The organism is Deltaproteobacteria bacterium (assembly GCA_016177765.1).
Classification (GTDB): Bacteria; UBA10199; UBA10199; order JACPAL01; family JACOUP01; genus JACOUP01.
On record JACOUP010000008.1, the window covers coordinates 1,254,915 to 1,271,991 of the forward strand.

15 protein-coding genes and 1 tRNA gene are annotated in these 17,077 nt (G+C 47.5%); 3 read left to right on the forward strand and 13 right to left on the reverse strand.

Annotated features, from left to right (window positions below):
- Window positions 1-17 precede the first annotated feature (17 nt).
- The 3 genes from HYS22_08595 (at window position 18) to mgtE (ending at window position 4,690) form a co-directional block, all read left to right on the forward strand.
- Window positions 18-827 (forward strand): TIGR02757 family protein, encoded by an 810-nt coding sequence (locus tag HYS22_08595; GenBank protein ID MBI1910211.1) that lies wholly within the window; start codon window positions 18-20, stop codon window positions 825-827.
- 241 nt (window positions 828-1,068) lie between these two features.
- On the forward strand, window positions 1,069-3,279 hold the full coding sequence (locus HYS22_08600; protein ID MBI1910212.1) for a hypothetical protein: 2,211 nt from the start codon (window positions 1,069-1,071) through the stop codon (window positions 3,277-3,279).
- 37 nt (window positions 3,280-3,316) lie between these two features.
- Window positions 3,317-4,690, forward strand: a complete 1,374-nt coding sequence (gene mgtE, locus HYS22_08605) for a magnesium transporter (protein MBI1910213.1) — start codon at window positions 3,317-3,319, stop codon at window positions 4,688-4,690.
- Between the two features lie 211 nt (window positions 4,691-4,901).
- Here mgtE and HYS22_08610 read toward each other — a convergent pair.
- The 13 genes from HYS22_08610 to HYS22_08670 form a co-directional block, all read right to left on the reverse strand.
- Window positions 4,902-4,988 (reverse strand) — tRNA-Ser (locus tag HYS22_08610).
- 8 nt (window positions 4,989-4,996) lie between these two features.
- The gene (locus HYS22_08615; protein MBI1910214.1) at window positions 4,997-6,037 is read right to left on the reverse strand and encodes an NAD(P)/FAD-dependent oxidoreductase; all 1,041 of its coding nucleotides are present in this window, start codon (window positions 6,035-6,037) and stop codon (window positions 4,997-4,999) included.
- 45 nt (window positions 6,038-6,082) lie between these two features.
- Window positions 6,083-6,439, reverse strand: a complete 357-nt coding sequence (locus tag HYS22_08620) for a cupin domain-containing protein (protein ID MBI1910215.1) — start codon at window positions 6,437-6,439, stop codon at window positions 6,083-6,085.
- Complete coding sequence (locus tag HYS22_08625) at window positions 6,436-7,839, reverse strand: undecaprenyl-phosphate glucose phosphotransferase (GenBank protein ID MBI1910216.1); 1,404 nt, start codon at window positions 7,837-7,839, stop codon at window positions 6,436-6,438. The genes HYS22_08620 and HYS22_08625 overlap by 4 nt, the downstream gene beginning before the upstream one ends.
- Before the next feature lie 18 nt (window positions 7,840-7,857).
- Window positions 7,858-9,018: a glycosyltransferase family 4 protein gene (locus HYS22_08630; GenBank protein ID MBI1910217.1), complete on the reverse strand. Its 1,161-nt coding sequence runs from the start codon at window positions 9,016-9,018 to the stop codon at window positions 7,858-7,860.
- Between the two features lie 14 nt (window positions 9,019-9,032).
- Window positions 9,033-10,010, reverse strand: a complete 978-nt coding sequence (locus HYS22_08635) for an NAD(P)-dependent oxidoreductase (protein MBI1910218.1) — start codon at window positions 10,008-10,010, stop codon at window positions 9,033-9,035.
- Window positions 10,011-10,029: 19 nt separating this feature from the next.
- Entirely contained in the window at window positions 10,030-11,106 is a 1,077-nt protein-coding gene (locus tag HYS22_08640; GenBank protein MBI1910219.1) for a glycosyltransferase family 4 protein, read from the reverse strand.
- A complete protein-coding gene (locus HYS22_08645; GenBank protein ID MBI1910220.1) occupies window positions 11,103-12,323 on the reverse strand; it encodes an O-antigen ligase family protein in 1,221 nt (406 codons plus the stop codon). The genes HYS22_08640 and HYS22_08645 overlap by 4 nt, the downstream gene beginning before the upstream one ends.
- Before the next feature lie 77 nt (window positions 12,324-12,400).
- On the reverse strand, window positions 12,401-13,300 hold the full coding sequence (locus HYS22_08650; GenBank protein ID MBI1910221.1) for a glycosyltransferase family 2 protein: 900 nt from the start codon (window positions 13,298-13,300) through the stop codon (window positions 12,401-12,403).
- Window positions 13,301-13,306: 6 nt separating this feature from the next.
- Window positions 13,307-14,374 (reverse strand): glycosyltransferase family 2 protein, encoded by a 1,068-nt coding sequence (locus HYS22_08655; protein ID MBI1910222.1) that lies wholly within the window; start codon window positions 14,372-14,374, stop codon window positions 13,307-13,309.
- A gap of 6 nt (window positions 14,375-14,380) precedes the next feature.
- On the reverse strand, window positions 14,381-15,289 hold the full coding sequence (locus HYS22_08660; GenBank protein ID MBI1910223.1) for an NAD(P)-dependent oxidoreductase: 909 nt from the start codon (window positions 15,287-15,289) through the stop codon (window positions 14,381-14,383).
- 2 nt (window positions 15,290-15,291) lie between these two features.
- Window positions 15,292-15,822: a dTDP-4-dehydrorhamnose 3,5-epimerase gene (gene rfbC / locus HYS22_08665; GenBank protein ID MBI1910224.1), complete on the reverse strand. Its 531-nt coding sequence runs from the start codon at window positions 15,820-15,822 to the stop codon at window positions 15,292-15,294.
- Entirely contained in the window at window positions 15,819-17,072 is a 1,254-nt protein-coding gene (locus HYS22_08670; GenBank protein ID MBI1910225.1) for a methyltransferase domain-containing protein, read from the reverse strand. Before HYS22_08670 ends, rfbC begins: the two co-directional genes overlap by 4 nt.
- Between the last annotated feature and the right edge of the window lie 5 nt (window positions 17,073-17,077).

Consider the following 17,077-nt stretch of genomic DNA (forward strand, 5'->3'; position numbering starts at 1 on the left):
TAACTACAATGTAGACCATGGCAAAGCGACTGTCAAATGACCGAAGGACAGGGGTGCTTCACCCCCGGATTGGCACTCTCCTGGAGGAGATCATGCTCCGGTTTGATCGCCAGTTCCTCAAGACTGATCCGGTTTCTCTGGTTCATCGATACCGGTCACCGGGAGATCAGGAGGTAGTCTCTCTCATTACCGCCCTCCTCGCCTTCGGTAACGCCAAGGCGATTATCGGTTCCGTTAAGAGGATCATTGATCCGTTAGGGTCCTCTCCGAAGGAGGCCTTGATGGGGAGGCTTCCCGCCACTCTATCGCACCAAACTGGCCACCGTTGGGTCCGGACCGGGGATATCCTCCTGCTTCTGGAAATCGTGAGGGAGATCCTCGTAAAACACCATTCTTTGGAATCGTTTTTTCTGGAGGGGTTTTCGCCTCAGGATCACGACGTCGGAGCTGCCCTTCACCAGTTCTCCCGACGGATCAAGAAAATGGCTGGGAAGAGGGGAGGGACACTGGGATTCCGTTACTTCTTCCCCTCGCCGGAAGATGGGTCGGCCTGCAAGAGGCTCAATATGTGGCTCCGCTGGATAGTGAGGCCTCATGACGGAATTGACCTAGGCCTTTGGAGCCGGATTCCTCCTTCCAAACTGATTATCCCTCTGGATATTCACCTCTTTAATTTTGCCCGGCGCTACCGTTTGAGCCGTTACAAAACCCCCCACTGGAAGATGGCCTGTGAGGTCACCTCATTTTTACGACAACTGGACCCTGCCGATCCGGTCAAATACGACTTTGCGATCTGCCACTACGGGATGGAGCAGGGATGGAAATAAGCTAGCAACTCTTTGTGAAGAAGACCGAGAAAAGGCCCAAATGCAGGGTCCCTGGACAAAATCGATACTGCTGATTTTCCTGTTGTTTTTTGCCTCTTGTTCCCTTGCTGAGAAGAACGGGTCTCAAAAGTTTAAGTCTCCCTCATTTTCCCGCTTCAGCGGTCAATCCGTTCCGTACCCTCATTGGAAGGAACAATTTTTTCCTTCCCGCTTCTTGCCACGGCCGGTTTATCGGATCATCGTGGCAATATTCGGACCGGTCCTGAAGTTTTCTCACACCGGCCCTTCCAAGAGACATCCAGATGTTGTCTACAACACCGATACCGGGCATTTTTTTGTCGTCTGGCAGGAATCGGAGCTTTCCGGCGAGACAAGTATCCAGGGGGAACTCCGGTACGGGGATGGGGATCCGATCGGGCCCCCGATCCTGATCAGCCGTTCCGCCCCGCAATGCCTCCCCTCCAATTTCTTTGAAAGAATTCAACACCCGCGTTACGATTATACCCAGCTCCCACTCCCCAATCGCTGCCCCGAGAATTTTTTCCCCTCCGTGTCTTACAACCCGTCCAGCGGCTATTATATGGTTGCCTGGCAGGCGGAGATCGTGGCGGATTACCCCCGTGATTACGGTTTTGCCGTGATTCAGGCCCAAGCCTATTCCGAAGAGAACGGTGAACTCTCACCAGTCTGGACCGATTCCTCCGGCAACACTGATCCGATCGTTGTCTCCCGTTACTTTGTGGGGGTTCATGTTGCTCAAGGGACGGAGCGTCATGAGGTACAGACGGAAGAGATTGTTGCCTGGTCCTCCGCCCGACACCCCCAAGTAGAGCCGGCGACCGGCCGGAATCTTTTCCTGATCAGTTATATCACCAACAACCCGATGACGGAGAATGATTACCCCGCCTGCCGTGTGGAGGGGGAGGATGAGGAGGAACACCAGCAGATGTTTGAGGCCTGCCGGTCGCAACTGGAAGAAGAACTCGCCTATTATGGGGTTCAGGTTAGACCCCTTCAGGTAAGGGACCGAGACCGGCTGTACCCGCTCCCCCTGCCGTACCTCTTCCGGGATCCCTCCTCGGCGCGGCTCACCAATTTTTATCCTGTCCTTTCCCGTCGACAGGAAGAGGTCCCCAGTGATCCTGAATTTCTCCTGGCCTTTGAGACGATCAACCGTGATCAAACGGATGACCGCTATCTCCGGTCTGTCGCTTTTGCCGTCAATGACGAAAGTTTCAGGTTTCATGCCCCGGGGAGTTCCAATCCTGTTGCCTCCCCGCAAAAGGTAGGTGTCACACTGGCGGCCGATCCGGATGACCCGACCGATGAAACCCAGTTGAGAGAAGCCCTGTTGAAGGGGGAGATTGCGAGGGTTCACCATGCCGTTTCTTCTACCGGATATTCTTTCCCCTACAAGGTGGTTTATCGGTTCAGAGACGATTCCCGTCAAGGACTGGACGAAATCGGCGTTGATGCCGAAGGGCGTGGTTCCAATCTTGCTGTCATCCTTTATGAAGACTCGGGGATTTCGGATGAGGTACCGATCCGTAACAGTGCCCCGGTGATTGGCTTCAGCCGTGATCTTCAGGGGGGAGAGCGGCGCCACCTGCTTGTTTCGAGACAAAACGAGGCGATCAAAGGATTACTTCAAACCCCGGAGAGTTCCCCCCCTCCGGTTTCTTTCCCAATCTCTGATCCTGAGGACCGGATCAGTCTTAATGTCGATCCGGTGGTGGAGTATGCCGAACGCAAAGGTCAATTTTATGTCGTCTGGGCCCAGTTGGCGATCGATCGCTCCTCCAAGATTATGGGGCAGTATATTTCCTTAACCCCTCCGTCGCCGCAAGTGACAGTCTTTGGTTTCAAAGAGGAAGGGACCTGCCACCCCTGGTCGAGCGGGGATCCGGTGAAGGAGATCCGGCAAAACGAGGTTATTCAACTCTGTTGGGAGACTGAGAACAGCGGGGTTGTTGAGATCTCCGTGGATAATGACAGTCTCCCCCCTGCGGTTCATGACCAAGCGATTGAGGGAGATCAGCCGCTACCGGTGGTTGGGGAAGGGGATATCCGGCCCCTTCTGGAAGAGGGCGATTATATTTATACGTTGTTGGCACGGGGTCCCTTGGGGGAGGAGGTGACACGAACTCTCCCTCTCCAGGTCAATCCTTATCCGCTTCCGGTCATTCAATCCTTCACCATCAATGGGGCCAGTCAGGCGACCATCCGGAGCGGTGAATCGGTCACACTCACCTGGCAGGTTCAAGGGGAGGAAGGGGATCAGGTCCATATCCGTATTGTGGATTCCCAAGGGCGTCTGATTGTGCAAGACTCTCAGGAGCTGGAGGCCTTTGAAATAGATAGTCCACCGCAGAGCACCACTTATTCCCTGACTGCCACCGGTTTTGGGGGGAGCCCCTCTCCAAGAGACGTCTCGGTGACTGTCTCTCCTTGACGAAGGTCCCTCTAAAAGGTTAAAGCAAAAAGATTCTATGAAAGCGGTTACCCTTTTTCTTCCGGCAATTCGGGAGATGTTGGAACAAAAATCGTTCCAGGAACTCCGTCGGATGCTGGCCTACCTGGACCCGATTGATCTTGCCGACGGCTGGTCCTCGTTCAAGCCGGAAGATCAGGCGATCCTCTTTCGACTCCTGACACGCCGGCATGCCACTGTCCTCTTTGAGGAATTGGAGTCCGAAGAACAGACGGCCCTCTTAAATCACCTGAAAGATGTGGATATCCAGACCCTTGTTGCCGATTTGGATCCCGCCGAGACTTCCCAACTCTTCCGCAAACTGCCGGAGAAGATGACCAAACACCTGGCCTCGCTCATGAAACACGATTCTCTGGCAACCGCTCAACAGCTGATGAAATTTCCACCGGAAACGGCCGGCGGGCGGATGCATACCCAGGTCTTTCTGGTTCAACCGGACTGGACCGTCAAGCAGGTGATTGACAAACTCAGGACCACGGTTCGCCTGCGTCATCTGGACGATTCTTTTTTTGAAAATCTCTACGTTGTGGATTCCCAAAATCACTTTTTGGGACAGGTTCCGTTGAACGAACTGGTTGTGGCGCCGGCCGAGCTGAAGATTGCCGAGCTGGTCCATCATGCCGCGGTGACGCTGCATCCGCAGATGGATCAGGAAGAGGCCGGAAAACTGTTGAGTCATTACAAACTGGCCAATGCCCCGGTTGTTGATGAGGGGGGGAAAATCCTGGGGGTGGTGCTGGTGGGTGAGATCTATGAGATTATTGAACAGGAGACGGAGGAAGACTTTGCCAAAATGGCCGGTATGGCCAAGAGTGATTACTGGTCCCGGAAGGTTTTTGGGGCGGTTGGTTTGCGTTTCCCCTGGCTGGTGGCGACCTGCCTTGGGGAGCTGGTGGTCTCCTGGATGATCCGGGCCTTTGAGCCGACGCTTCAGAAAATTGTCGCCCTAGTAACCTTTATGCCCTTTATTGCCGCGATGGGGGGGAATGTCGGGTCACAGTCGGCAACGATCATGGTTCGTGGCTTGGCCACGGGAGAGGTCAGTCACAAGGACCGGAAGCGGGCGGTCTTGAAGGAGACAAAGGTGGGACTCTTGGTCGGCCTGATGTACGGGACGGTCTTGGGGACGATGGCCTATGTTATTTATGGGGCGGATTTTGGACACCTGTTCCCGGTCGTAGTGGGGATCGGTTTGGTGATTTCCATGACTGTTGCCGCGACCATCGGTTCCCTGGAGCCTTTCATTTTGCAGCGGTTTGGCATGGACCCGGCAACCTCCACCGGCCCGCTCATCACCACCATTACCGACCTGTTCAGCACCTTCTGCTACTTTGGACTGGCGACCTGGATTTTACTACGGTTCAATATCTAGGCGGGCAAAATAAAGAAAACAGTGCGGAGAGGGTGGGATTATTCGCACGACCGGCATTGAAATGCGTGGTGCTCAAGCGCCGTTGGGTTAAAAATCCTATCGGATTTTTAGTTTTAGAATTCGGCGTCGAACCCGTTCGCCTTCGGCTCAAGGGTTCTCATCCCCCAAAAACGTGAAAGCGGAACCCCCAAAAGGAGGTTCCGCTTTCAATCGGAGAGGGTGGGATTCGAACCCACGTACCCGGTAAAGGGTAACACGCTTTCCAAGCGTGCGCCTTCAGCCACTCGGCCACCTCTCCCACAGCATTCAGAGCCGTTTCAAAACCTCATTGGCAAGGGCAGGGGCGCTTGTCAAGCCAGGAGATTCAATCCCTAATAAATGGACCCAGGTTTTTTCTTTTACAATGGTGAATTCGGTCAATGGTTCACCGTAATGGAAAAGCTTTGGACGGTTTCCAGAATAGGCGGGTTGCAGGGGAGGGGGGTCCCACTCCGGCAGGTAATAGCGGACCGCCTTTTCAAAACTCTCCGGTGCGGTTTTATGTTGATAATCGGTTTTTCCCTCAATGAAAAAGGCGTTCGGTCCAAGGAGCAGTTGATTATCGATCGTTGGTGTCAGGTGGATTCCCAAACCATGAGCCCCCTTGTAAGGGAGGTGATAGACAGGCCTCTTGACCGGATTTTTTGACACGGCATAATAGTCACCGCGGCAGGGGCGGATTTCGTACCCTTTCAGTCCTGCCTGCTCCGCAATTTCGTCTGCAAAAAGGCCGGCACTGTTGATCGCCAGATCAAAGGGGATCTCTCCCCGCGTCGTTTGGAGCGATTGATCTTTGACCTCAAGGAGTTTGCAAGGGTTAATAATTTCGACCCCCTTGTTTTTAAGGTAGACGGCCAATGCTTTGACATAGCCGGCGGCATCGAGGACCCCCGTTGAAGGGACAAGTATCGCCCGTGTCCTGCGGAGAAACGGTTCTTCCTTTTTGACTTCGTCGGCAGAGCAAAGCCGAGGTTGAGGGATCGGCAGCTGACGGATTTTCTCAAAGAACGGCTCCAGCTCATTCTCCTGCCCCTCTTCCGGGACGACCCATTTACCACAAGGGTGGTAGGTCACTCGTAGTTTTTCGAGCCACTCATAGGTCAATCGGTTTCCCTCAATGCACACTTTTTCTTTAAAACTTCCTGTTTTGTAGAAGACACCGGAATGAATCACACCACTATTTCGGCCACTGGTATGCTCCGCGAGGAATTTTTCCTGGTCCAGGACATAAACTTCATCTCCTTTTTCGTTTAGAACGCGTGCGATATGTAGGCCGACAATGCCGGCGCCGATAATAACGGTGGTCATTTTAACCTTAATCCTCCCCTTAGGGTAAGGGGAGGTGAGGAGGGGTTACGATCTTTTGTAGTCATCCTCAAGCCGGATCACGTCATCTAACTCCGGCGTCGATACCTCAAGGACCTCACAATCTTCTGAGGCGCTCATTCGATGCTTGCAATAAGGAGGGATATGGAAGGTATCTCCCGGTTTGAGAATTATTTTTTGACGACCCTCGGTTGAACCTTTTGATTCAACCTCTAATTCCATCAAGCCTTTATTGAGTCGGATCGTTTCTTCCTTCTTTTCGTGATATTGAAAAGAGAGCCGATGCCCTTTGTTAATGAAAAGGATCTTACCGACATATCGATCGGTTTTAGCCCAAATCAACTCATGTCCCCAGGGCTTATTAATTTTTTCGGTTTTCATCAGTAGGCGTTTTGCCCCTTAAATCCTTTGAAGATGGTCAGGAGGATAATTTTGAGATCCAGGCCTAGCGACCAGTTGCGGATGTATTCAAGATCATACTCGACTCTTTTTTTCATTTTCTCCAGAGTTTCTGTTTCCCCCCGCCAGCCGTTGATCTGGGCCCAGCCTGTGATGCCAGGTTTTACTTTATGGCGAAGCATATATCCTCGCACAAGATGACGGTATTGTTCGTTGAGCTTAACGGGGTGAGGTCTCGGACCCACAATGGACATTTCCCCCCTCAGTACATTCAAAAACTGGGGTAATTCATCAATAGAGGTCTTACGCAGGAAACTTCCCACCCTCGTGACTCGAGGATCCGATTTTTTTGCTTGAATAAAACTGGCATCATCTTCACAAGTAACCATTGTCCTGAATTTGAAAACTTTGATTTCTTCTCCATGAAGTCCATAACGGGTTTGTTTGTAGAGGACCGGACCTGTTGAGGTCTTTTTAACAAGAACGGTAACAACGAGGAGGAGGGGAGCAATCAGAATAAGGATGAAACTTGATAGAACAAGATCCAGACATCTTTTTAGGGAGTCGTCAATTCCGCTAAAGGGAGTTCCAAAAAGGGCAAAGAGGGGGATTCCGTTGAGATCTTCCACGCGGGTGTGGAGAAGTTCAAAGACAAAAATATCAGGAACAAAATAAATACTCGAAGAAACATCCTGCAACTGTGCCAACAATTCCTGAACACGCTGCTCCGCTCTTAACGGGAGGGCAATATAGATACGATCAGGTTTTTCTTTACGTACGAATTCCAAAATGTCATCCAGCGAACCAAGAACAGGTTTCCCGTCTAACTCTTGCAGTCCTTTTGACCATCGATCATCAAAAAAACCAACGACGTTCATTCCGGATTCAGGGGCCTTCCTGATATGATGCAACAGCTTTAATCCAAGCCTCCCAGCTCCCACAATGACAACATGACGCAGGTTCTTCCCTTTTCGCCTGAAATGGCGAAGGGGGATTCTTATACTCAGACGTCCAAGGATAAGAACGAGAGGTGTGATCAAGGCCCACGTGACGAAAACGTCTCGTGCCAGGTACTTGGCAATACCTGTCATGTAACCCAAAAAGAGAACCAGTGAAAGGACCAACAACCAGGCAACGATAACCCGTTTGGCCTCATTAAAAAGGGGGGCCCCCCGCCAGGAACGGTAAAGATCAAAGCGGCCAAAGACTGCAAGGACAAGGAGAAAAACAAGAAAAAAGACAAGAAGATCCGTTGAAAATAAAGTGAGACTATAATATTGGGCGCAAAAATAAAGAGTTAGAATACTAATGGTCGGGTCAAAGAAGAACTGCCCCGTGGCCTCCAAAAAACCATGGTGTTTAAGAGTGTTTGAAAAAATACGCATTTTCCCCTTTAAAATGGCCTAGGCGACAAAAGAAGGCTTCTTGAACGAGGTCTGGCCACTATGAAACAATTCCCACCTGTCTTCAACAAATTTTTTGTATTGAGACCGAAAATAATCAACCGAAAATCTTAGGGCGTTTTCACGGCAATTTCTTGGGGTGATATTTTTTAATTTGTTTTCAAATAGTTGAATAGCAGTCCGAAGTGACTCGACGGTTTGCTCCTTAAAAAAAATTCCGGTCGGGAGGGGATCATCCATCCCACGAATCGTTTCAGCGGCTCCTCCTTCTCCAAAGGCAATGACAGGAGTGCCACAGGCCTGGGCCTCCACGGGTGCTATGCCAAAATCCTCCTTGGCGGCAAAAATAAAGGCCTTGGCCTTTTGCATATGGGACCGAAGGCTTGAAAAGTCCTGGTACCCCAGAAGACTGATATTCTCCGTGGCCTTTGCCCGGATCTTTTTCTCTTCAGGTCCTTCCCCAATCACAATGAGTTTTTTATCTTTCATTTGGGAGAAAGCTTCGACAATGAGATCAACTCTTTTGTACGGAACAAGACGGGAGGCGGTCAGATAGAAATCCTCTTTTTCTTCCTGAAGGGAAAAATCTTCAACATTAACCGGGGGTGGGATGATAGTTGTTTCACGGCGATAGGCCTTCCAGATCCGACGGGCAATAAAGGAGGAATTGGCAATAAAATGATCAACCCCATTAGCAGTTTGCGTATCCCACAGACGCATGTGATGTAGAAGAAGTCGTGTGAAGAAACCTCGAAGCCCCCGGTCCAGACCTGTTTTGTTGAGGTACAAAGATTGAAGATCCCAAGCATAGCGCATGGGTGAGTGGACATAAGAAATATGAAGCTGATCGGGTGTTGTGATAACGCTCTTGGCAATGGCATGACTGCTTGAGAGTACAAGATTATAGGCTGTGAGGTCGAGTTGTTCGACAGCAAACGGCATCAAGGGCAAGTAGTAGCGATAAAATTTCCTTGTGAAAGGAATTTTTTGGAAAAAGGAAGTAAAAACTTTTCTATCACCAAGAATAGCTCTTTGATTAGGGGGCAATAAGTTAAAAAGCATAAAAAGATCGGCCTCTGGATAAAGAAGCAGGATCTGTTCGAGGACCTTCTCAGCGCCGGCCCATGTGGCCAGCCAGTCATGCACGATGGCAACTTTCAATGAGGGATCTCCATTTATGTTTTTAGTTTGAAATCCTCGGGTGCAATACGTGACCAATGTTCCAGTGAGCCTAAATAATTATAGTTAAAGCGAAATCCCGTATCCAGGAGCACTTTTGGGACAAGGTGTGTTGAAGTTCCTACTTTTTTGACTCTTACCGGATGAATCGGATTCTTGGAACCCAGAATGCATTGTACTATGTGGGACAGCGGTACGAGAACCCACATCGGTACCGTTAAAACGGGGGCGCTACTTCCAAGAAATTTTTTTGTTTTCTTGACAATGTATCCGATGGGCTCACAAGGGTATTCTACGTAATTGTATTTTGCAAAATCTGTTTTCTTTTCCATCATGAAAGTGAAACTCTCCAAAAGCCCGTAAATATAGCCGTAGGACTTGTAAACTGAGGCCGAGCCAGGTATGGCAAAATAACCCTTTTGAATCGCCCGAATCATTCTCAGGATATTTCCAACGTCCCCAGGCCCGTAAATAACCCCCGGGCGTACAATGAGGAGACGGCGTCCAATTTTGCCTCGTTTCCATCCTTCATGGATGAATTCAGCGGCCAGTTTTGAGGCCCCATAGGGGGTGGCTGGGCAGGGGACTGCGGTTTCTTCTGTGGCACCCTTTGTGGGTCCGTAAATGGCCATGCTACTTGTGAAAAAGATGTTATTGCATTCAATGACCTCCGCATAGTCACAAACGTGACGGGCTCCTGCCAAATTAGTCTCAAAATATTCGTGTGCTTCGTAGCCCGGCTCACGGCATATTGCGGCGAGATTGAAAATCCACTCAGGATTCTCAGGTAACAGGTCTTTTGGAATCGGTTGACGGACATCCAGTTGAAAAAAAGTAATGGATGGATTCCCCTGAAGACTCGATGGTTTCAGATCGGCAATGTAAATATGGGAAAACTTGTTATGAGAAAGCAGGTGTTTGGCCAAATGAGTGCCAATATAACCAGAACCACCGATGATCAGACAGCTAGCCATAACTTCCTTTTTCCTTATGCTAAAGGGTCCACAGTTCTTCCCAGATTCTTTTAGCTGAAGCCTGCCAGGTAAAACTTTTCGCCCTTTCAGGGCCCTTCTTTGACAGCCTCTCTCGCAATGTTGGATCCGTCAAGAGTTTTTCAATTGTCTCTATAATCTCTTTTGGTTTATCAGGATCACAGTAAAGTACGGCATCACCACAAATTTCAGGGAGAGAAGCCCTGTCAGAAGCGATAACGGGACAACCACAAGCCATCGCCTCGAGAGGAGGCAGACCGAATCCCTCATAAAAGGAGGGAAAAAGCAGACAAACTGCTTTTGAATACAAAGACCTTAACTCCGAATCGCTCACATAGCCAATATACCTTATCTGATTTGATTCCAAACCACTTTTTTTATAAATTTCTGAAGCTCTATCTCCAACAGCAACGATATTAATCCTTCGATGCTCTAACCATTCTGCAGATTGGATAATGGAGGAAAGGTTTTTGATCAACGTTGTACTACCTACAACGAGTATAAATAGTTCGTTCCCAAGATTAAATTTTTGAAACACGGTCTCATCGGGTGGTGTTGATAAAATGTGTTCATGACCTTCATAGAGAACAGACACCTTCTCTTTTTCAACAGGACAGAATGCCCCAAGTTCATCCCTGGAGAACTTGGAGACCGTACACAATTTTGCTTTTAGAGAAAGTCTTTTTAAAAGAAAGGAATGCCACGTTCTGTACAAAAAAGAATAATTCTGGGGAAAGGCAAAAACGGCGGCATCATGGATGGTGACGATCTGTTTCTTTTTGAGTAAAGGGGCTGCATTGCAAAGATTGAGCAGTACGCCATTTTTTGAAAACAGGGGCAGTTCGATCTGTTCCCACAAGTGACCTGTCAGGAAACCCACCTGTTTGATGGTAATATGTTTCAAGCTGGGCTTGTACTTTGCATTCTTGGGAATCAACAGGATTACATGGGAAGGCAAGGGGTCAGTATCGCTGAGGTCAAGGAGCCTATCCAAGGCCTTGACAATTTCTAAGGCAAAGCGTTGGACTCCTGTCACGCGATGGCTCAAAAAACGCCCATTCAAAAAGATGACTTTCAACGATTATTCTCTTGAGCTGGAAGGGTCTGCCCCTGTTTCTTTCTGTAGACGGCTATGGCGAGTCCCAAAATGATGGTAAAGGCGATCATCTGACTGGGTGTGAAAAAGCGGTGTTCTGTCATAGAGGAGAAAACATTGAACCAAAAGGCAATTTGTAAACCAAAACTAACTTCAGGATCTGGAATTTTTTTGATAAAAGACCACATAGCTTTCAGGACCAGTATGAAGAGAAAGAAGCCCACTAAGCCTGTCTCTGCAAGGATATGGAGAAACGATTCGTGGGCGTGTCCGTCATTATACATGCCTGGATGCATTGGGGTGTTAAAGTAGGCCAGATATTTGGTGCCATGAAAAATATAAGGATAGTCATTATAACTTCCAAAGCCAGTGCCAAATATTGGGGACTTAATAAACAGAAATAGAGCCCGTGGCCATAAGAAGAAAAACCTGCTGATGATATTTCCCCCCCTTGGCACGACATCCTGGAGGTAATTGAGTCCTTCACCACTATGAGTCAGGGCATTGGGATCTGGCTCATAAAACTCGTGACCAACGGCAAAAAATGAGGTTGCCATATAAAATACCATCACCATCATTAATACTTTGGCCAGAACTATGGAAGTGACGACAAACCTTGGGATTATTTTTCTTCGAAAACACCAGAAAACAAGTAACCCGCAAGCAAACCCTACTACGCTTCCTCGCGATCCTGTGAGCCAAAGGCTCAAGAGGTTTAAAAGGCTTAAAAGCAGATAAAAACGTTTTTTTGTGGCAAGGTAATAACCGATTGAAAGAGAAGATAAGAGCCCTAGATAGCCTCCTGCGGCATTATGGGCATAAAACAGAAAATGGTAATCTTCCGAATGCCTAAGCGCCAAAAATTTAAGGGTAAAGAGAAGATTAACTCCCGAGATCCAAATAATAAAAGTCTTAACGGCGCTTTTAAGGTCAAAATTAATCTTAAAAAGGGGGAGTGTTAGAAGAGGGGCAAATGTAATGAAAAAATTACCGTCTCGCCTGTAAAAATCGTAATCGAGAAAAGATTGAGGGTAATAAAGGCAAGTATTTATAAAAAAATAGGCAGTCAAGAGAAGGGTATACAGAAAAATTTTATGATGAGTGCGATAATGAAGGGCGAAAAGGGGAAAGAGAACAACGGCAGTACAGATAGAGACGCTTAAGGGAATATAATTGGTAAAACTGAAGACGAGGCTCAAAAGGCACAAAAACACAATGGCAAGAACAAGGAGACTCCTTGTTCTTGTGTAAAGGAAGGGAGGATTTGTAGATGGCATTACGAGTATCTCTTTCCCTTTCGACCTTTTAATCCGTCAATGAATCCTCTTGAGAAGTAGACCATTTTCTCCCTAGAGTCATCTTCAAAAAATGCTATTCGGATAATATCTTTGATAAAAAGGGTTGCTTCTCTTAGAAGAAGGCTTGGCTTGTGTGTCCAGTGCCGGCGGATCAAAATAAGGCGATTTCGTGTTTGGTAGTATCTTCTCATTTTATTATACTGCATCGTGTGAAATGATTTCCCAAAGAGAGTGTGTCTTTTAAGCTGACCGAGACTGTGAAGAAGAACTGCCGTACCGGTTTGAATGATTTGATAACCAAGTTTTGAAGCTCGCAGGCAGAAGTCGTAGTCTACATAATCAATGAATAAAGATTCATCATAAAAACCGATATTTTTAATATGAGAAGTCTTTACAAGATTACCGGAAGTCATTGTGACATCAATTTTGTACGGTTTTAAGCCATCCGAAGTTTTTTGATTAGCGATGATGTATTGTACACCGCTTCTTTTGTCATGATAAATAGGGGAGATAATTGCCACTTTGTCTCTATCCTTGTAGCTTTCACAGGCGCGAAGAAGGCTCTCAAAATAGCCTGTTGTAACAAGGCTGTCATCGTCAAAGGTGGCCAACCAAAGATATCCTTCACGGATAACAATCTGCGCGCCGATATTTAAGGCGGTAGCGATTCCTAAATTCTTGTCATTGTAGATGACATGAACCCCCGGCTTTTTTTCAATTTCTTTAAGATACTGGAGAGAGGGTTCCCCAGAGTTGTTATCAACGACAATAACTTTTTTCAGTTGTAATAGCAGGGCTTCAACATTGCTGATGATGGATTCTTCAGGGTTGTAAGATACAACAACCGCGCAGATTTGATTTGTAGAAATCTTCAGCATGATGGTTTAGTCAATGAGGCCGGGAAGATGTTTCAAAGGGCGGCCCCCCATGAAAAGTTTGAAGGTCAGTTTCAAAGTCATTTGGATACGATCCCACTGTCTTCTTAAGGCGAAGACGCAAAGCTTGACAAAAGTCGTGAATAAAACGGTGGGCAAGCAGTAGGGATAAAACTTCATAGTGAAAATGAAGCGGCTTCTCACCGTGAAGTAGTCCGACAGGAAGCTCTTGTCTTTTCGCTTCCTCCTTGTTCCTCCAAGTGAAATCCCTTCCTTGTGGTAGACAAGACTTTCAGGGGCATATCCTATTTCATGTTTGTTTTTGGCATTGAGCATCCAATCAAGCTCTTCGTAATAGGCGAAATAGTCCTCGTTCATCAGGCCGGCATCTAAGAGAAAAGATCTGGAAACGAGCATTGAGGCCCCAATGACGTAGTCTGTTTTTTGTAAAACACGAAACTTTTTAAGTTTTACTGGAAATTTTTTAAAGGCTCCTATGTGGTGGGAAAGGCTGAACCACTTGTTGAAACTAGCCCCTCCCAAGGCTTGAATGACATTCGGGGTGTGATAATAGAGAAGTGTTGAGCCGCATATTCCAATTGGTGGTGAGTCACTCACTTCTTTTAAGAGGTGTTGCAGGGCATCCGGGTGAATAACGGTATCATTGTTAAGTAACCAGACATGTTTGAAGTCATTACGAGCCAGGATGTAGCGAAGCTCAATATTTGTCCCTCCGGCAAATCCTAAGTCTTCTCCGGATTGTATGAGGATTAAACGGGCAGAGATTCCTTCCTCCGAGTGCCCACATTTTTCAGCTTCTTGACGGTTATATTCAATGTAGGGAATAGGCTTAGGGACGGGTGGCCATGAAAATCTTTTGAGCGATGGTGAGGCAGGGAGGATATCGAGTCGACCCTCAGCCCATGCCTTTAATTGCCCTAAAGAACCGTCGCGGGACCCATTATCGCATACAATCACGCAGTAGTCCTTGTAGGTGTTCCGGAAGACACTTTCCAAACACTCTAAGGTATCAGCCCAACCATTCCAGTTAACCAGCAATATATAGACTTTATCCATCTCTATTTATCTCTTAGATGATGAGGCAGTTCGCCACCAATCAATAGTCTCTGACAAGCCACTCTCCAGATCGTATTTTGGCTTCCATCGGACCTCATTGGCCAACCGTCCAATGTCGGCAGTTAATAAAGGAGGTTCATTTCTTGACAAGGGGCGGGTGCCAAATTTGACGAGGTTGGATCGATCCAGTTTGAGTGCTATTTGATTCACAATTTCTTTTATGCTGACAGGTGTCCCCGAAGCGATATTGACCGGGCCTCTGACTTCACTGTTCAAGAGAGCGACAAAGGCGCCAGCGACATCTTTGACGTAAAGATAATCTCTCATTTGATTGCCATCCGAACAATGGGCCGGTTCTCCTTGAAGGAGTGTCTTGATCATGGACGAAACGAGTCGATTAGGGTTCTCGTGTGGGCCGTAGAGGAAAAAAATCCTGCCCCAGGCGCTGCTGATTTTTCCCTCCGTGCAGGAATGGAGCATCTCTTGCAGGGCGTTCTTGCAGACCCCATAGGGGGAGGTTGGTTTTCGAGCTGTTGTCAATTCAGAACAAGATCCATAGTTCCAATCGTATTCAGCGCACGTTCCGGCCATCACCACCCGCCGACCTCCATTTTTAATAAAGGAAGAGAGCAGATGCAAGCTTGCCGCCACCCAACTGGAGTTGAGGCTAGAGGTCCAATACTCGCCCGGTTTGGCATACCAAGCGAGGTGAAGGAGATGGGAGGGACTGACCGTTTTGATTATGTCCTGAATTTCATGACAGTTTAGCAGGTCGGCCTTGTGCCACTGTACCGATTTGTCGGCAGGGACAGTTGACGAGGCGACGGCATGGACCTCATAGTTGTTGGCAATGAGCAGGGGCAATACCTGTTTTCCAATAAAACCTGAGGCTCCAGTTAAGAGGACTTTTTTTATTGTCATTTGAAATCCGGATAGTTTTGGTCTTTGGATGATATTATTAAATCATTGACCGTCGGCCATTTAACTTTAAAGGTTGGATCGTTCCAACGAATGCCACATGCTGATTCAGGGTGATGAAGGGTCGACATTTGGTAGAAAACTTCCGCGTTATCCGTCAGTGTCTGGAAGCCATGGGAAAATCCTTCAGGGATGTAGAGCATTTTTCTATTCTCGCCTGTCAATTCAACCGAGAACCACTTTTTATAAGTTGATGATTCAGGCCTGAGATCAATGATAACGTCATAAATCCCTCCTTGGGTACACCGTACAAGCTTTGCCTCCTCATGGGGTTTCGCCTGATAATGCATCCCTCGAAGAACTCCCTTTTTTAGGTTAAAGGAAATGTTGCACTGAACAAGATCTGCGTTAAGGCCATGTTTTGAAAATTCTTCATGACACCAAGATCGGGCAAAAAAACCACGGTCATCAAAGGCAGGTTCTACCTCGACCACAAAGGCTTTTTTTAAAGGGGTCTCTATGAACTTCACGCAATAATCTCTACTTGAGGGATCGGGATGACAAATTGGCCGCCCCATTGACGGATGTGCGACTGTTGTTGGACGATCTCTTCTTTAAGATTCCACGGCAAAATTACCAGATAGTCAGGGTGTGTTTCTTTAATCTTGTCAGGATGAAAAATTGGAATATGGGTCCCTGGTAAAAACAGTCCCTGCTTGTGAGGACTCCGGTCAACGGTGTAGTCTATAAAATCAGTTTTAATCTCACAAAAATTAAGAAGGGTATTCCCCTTGGCAGGTGCGCCGTAGCCGACGATCGTTTTACCCTGTTTTTTTATCTGGGTCAGAAAGAGCAGCAGGTTGTCTTTGACCTGTTTCACCTTATTTTCGAAATTGAGGTAGGCCTCAAGGTGATCAAGCCCCGCCTTTATTTCCTTGGCTCTCAAGGCGGCCACACCTTCGGTGGGGGGTCTCTCTTTATTCTCCTTGTGAGTTCCGTAAATGCGGAGCGAACCGCCATGTGTCGGTAGCTCTTCGACATCAAATAAGACGAGATTGTGGGCCGCAAATATTTTCTGGACCGTCAAAAATGAAAAATATGAGAAGTGCTCATGATAAATTGTATCAAACTGGTTTTGATTGATGAGTTGAAGCAGGTGGGGGAATTCAAATGTAAAGAGACCTGTTTTTTTAAGAACGATTCGAACCCCTTCCACAAAATCGTTGAGGGAGGGGACATGGGCCAGGACGTTATTCCCAAGCACCAGATCGGCCTGTTTCCCGTCGACTGTCAGCTCTTGGGCTGTTTGAGTTCCAAAGAACTTGACCCAAGTATTAATCCCTTTTTCTTGAGCTACCCGGGCAATGTTCGCGGCCGGCTCAATCCCTAAAACAGGGATACTTCTTTGTTTGAAATATTGAAGTAAATAACCATCATTGCTGGCAATCTCGATGACCTGAGAATGATTGTTCAGGCCAAAACGTTTTGTTATCGATTCAACGTATTTTTTGGCATGTTGCAGCCAGCTTTCAGAATAGGAAGAAAAGTAGGCATAGTCGCTGAAAATCGCCTCCGGGGTTTCAAACTCCTCTAATTGAACGAGCAGACAATTTTTGCAGACATAGGTATGAAGCGGGTAGACCGATTCGGTTTTATTGAGTTGCTCTTTTGTCAAATAGGAATTCGAGAGTGGGGACAACCCCAAGTTACAAAAAGTATCCGTTAAGGGAGTTTTACAAAAACGGCACTCACTCTTTTTGAATTTTTTTGAAGGAGGCATATTTT

Excerpts from the sequence above, each read along its gene's own strand:
- HYS22_08635 (MBI1910218.1), bottom strand. The coding sequence starts at position 10,010 with ATGGCTAGCTGTCTGATCATCGGTGGTTCTGGTTATATTGGCACTCAT.
- HYS22_08625 (MBI1910216.1), bottom strand. The coding sequence starts at position 7,839 with ATGCGTATTTTTTCAAACACTCTTAAACACCATGGTTTTTTGGAGGCC.
- HYS22_08670 (MBI1910225.1), bottom strand. The coding sequence starts at position 17,072 with ATGCCTCCTTCAAAAAAATTCAAAAAGAGTGAGTGCCGTTTTTGTAAA.
- HYS22_08650 (MBI1910221.1), bottom strand. The coding sequence starts at position 13,300 with ATGCTGAAGATTTCTACAAATCAAATCTGCGCGGTTGTTGTATCTTAC.
- HYS22_08595 (MBI1910211.1), top strand. The coding sequence starts at position 18 with ATGGCAAAGCGACTGTCAAATGACCGAAGGACAGGGGTGCTTCACCCC.
- HYS22_08615 (MBI1910214.1), bottom strand. The coding sequence starts at position 6,037 with ATGACCACCGTTATTATCGGCGCCGGCATTGTCGGCCTACATATCGCA.
- HYS22_08655 (MBI1910222.1), bottom strand. The coding sequence starts at position 14,374 with ATGGATAAAGTCTATATATTGCTGGTTAACTGGAATGGTTGGGCTGAT.
- mgtE (MBI1910213.1), top strand. The coding sequence starts at position 3,317 with ATGAAAGCGGTTACCCTTTTTCTTCCGGCAATTCGGGAGATGTTGGAA.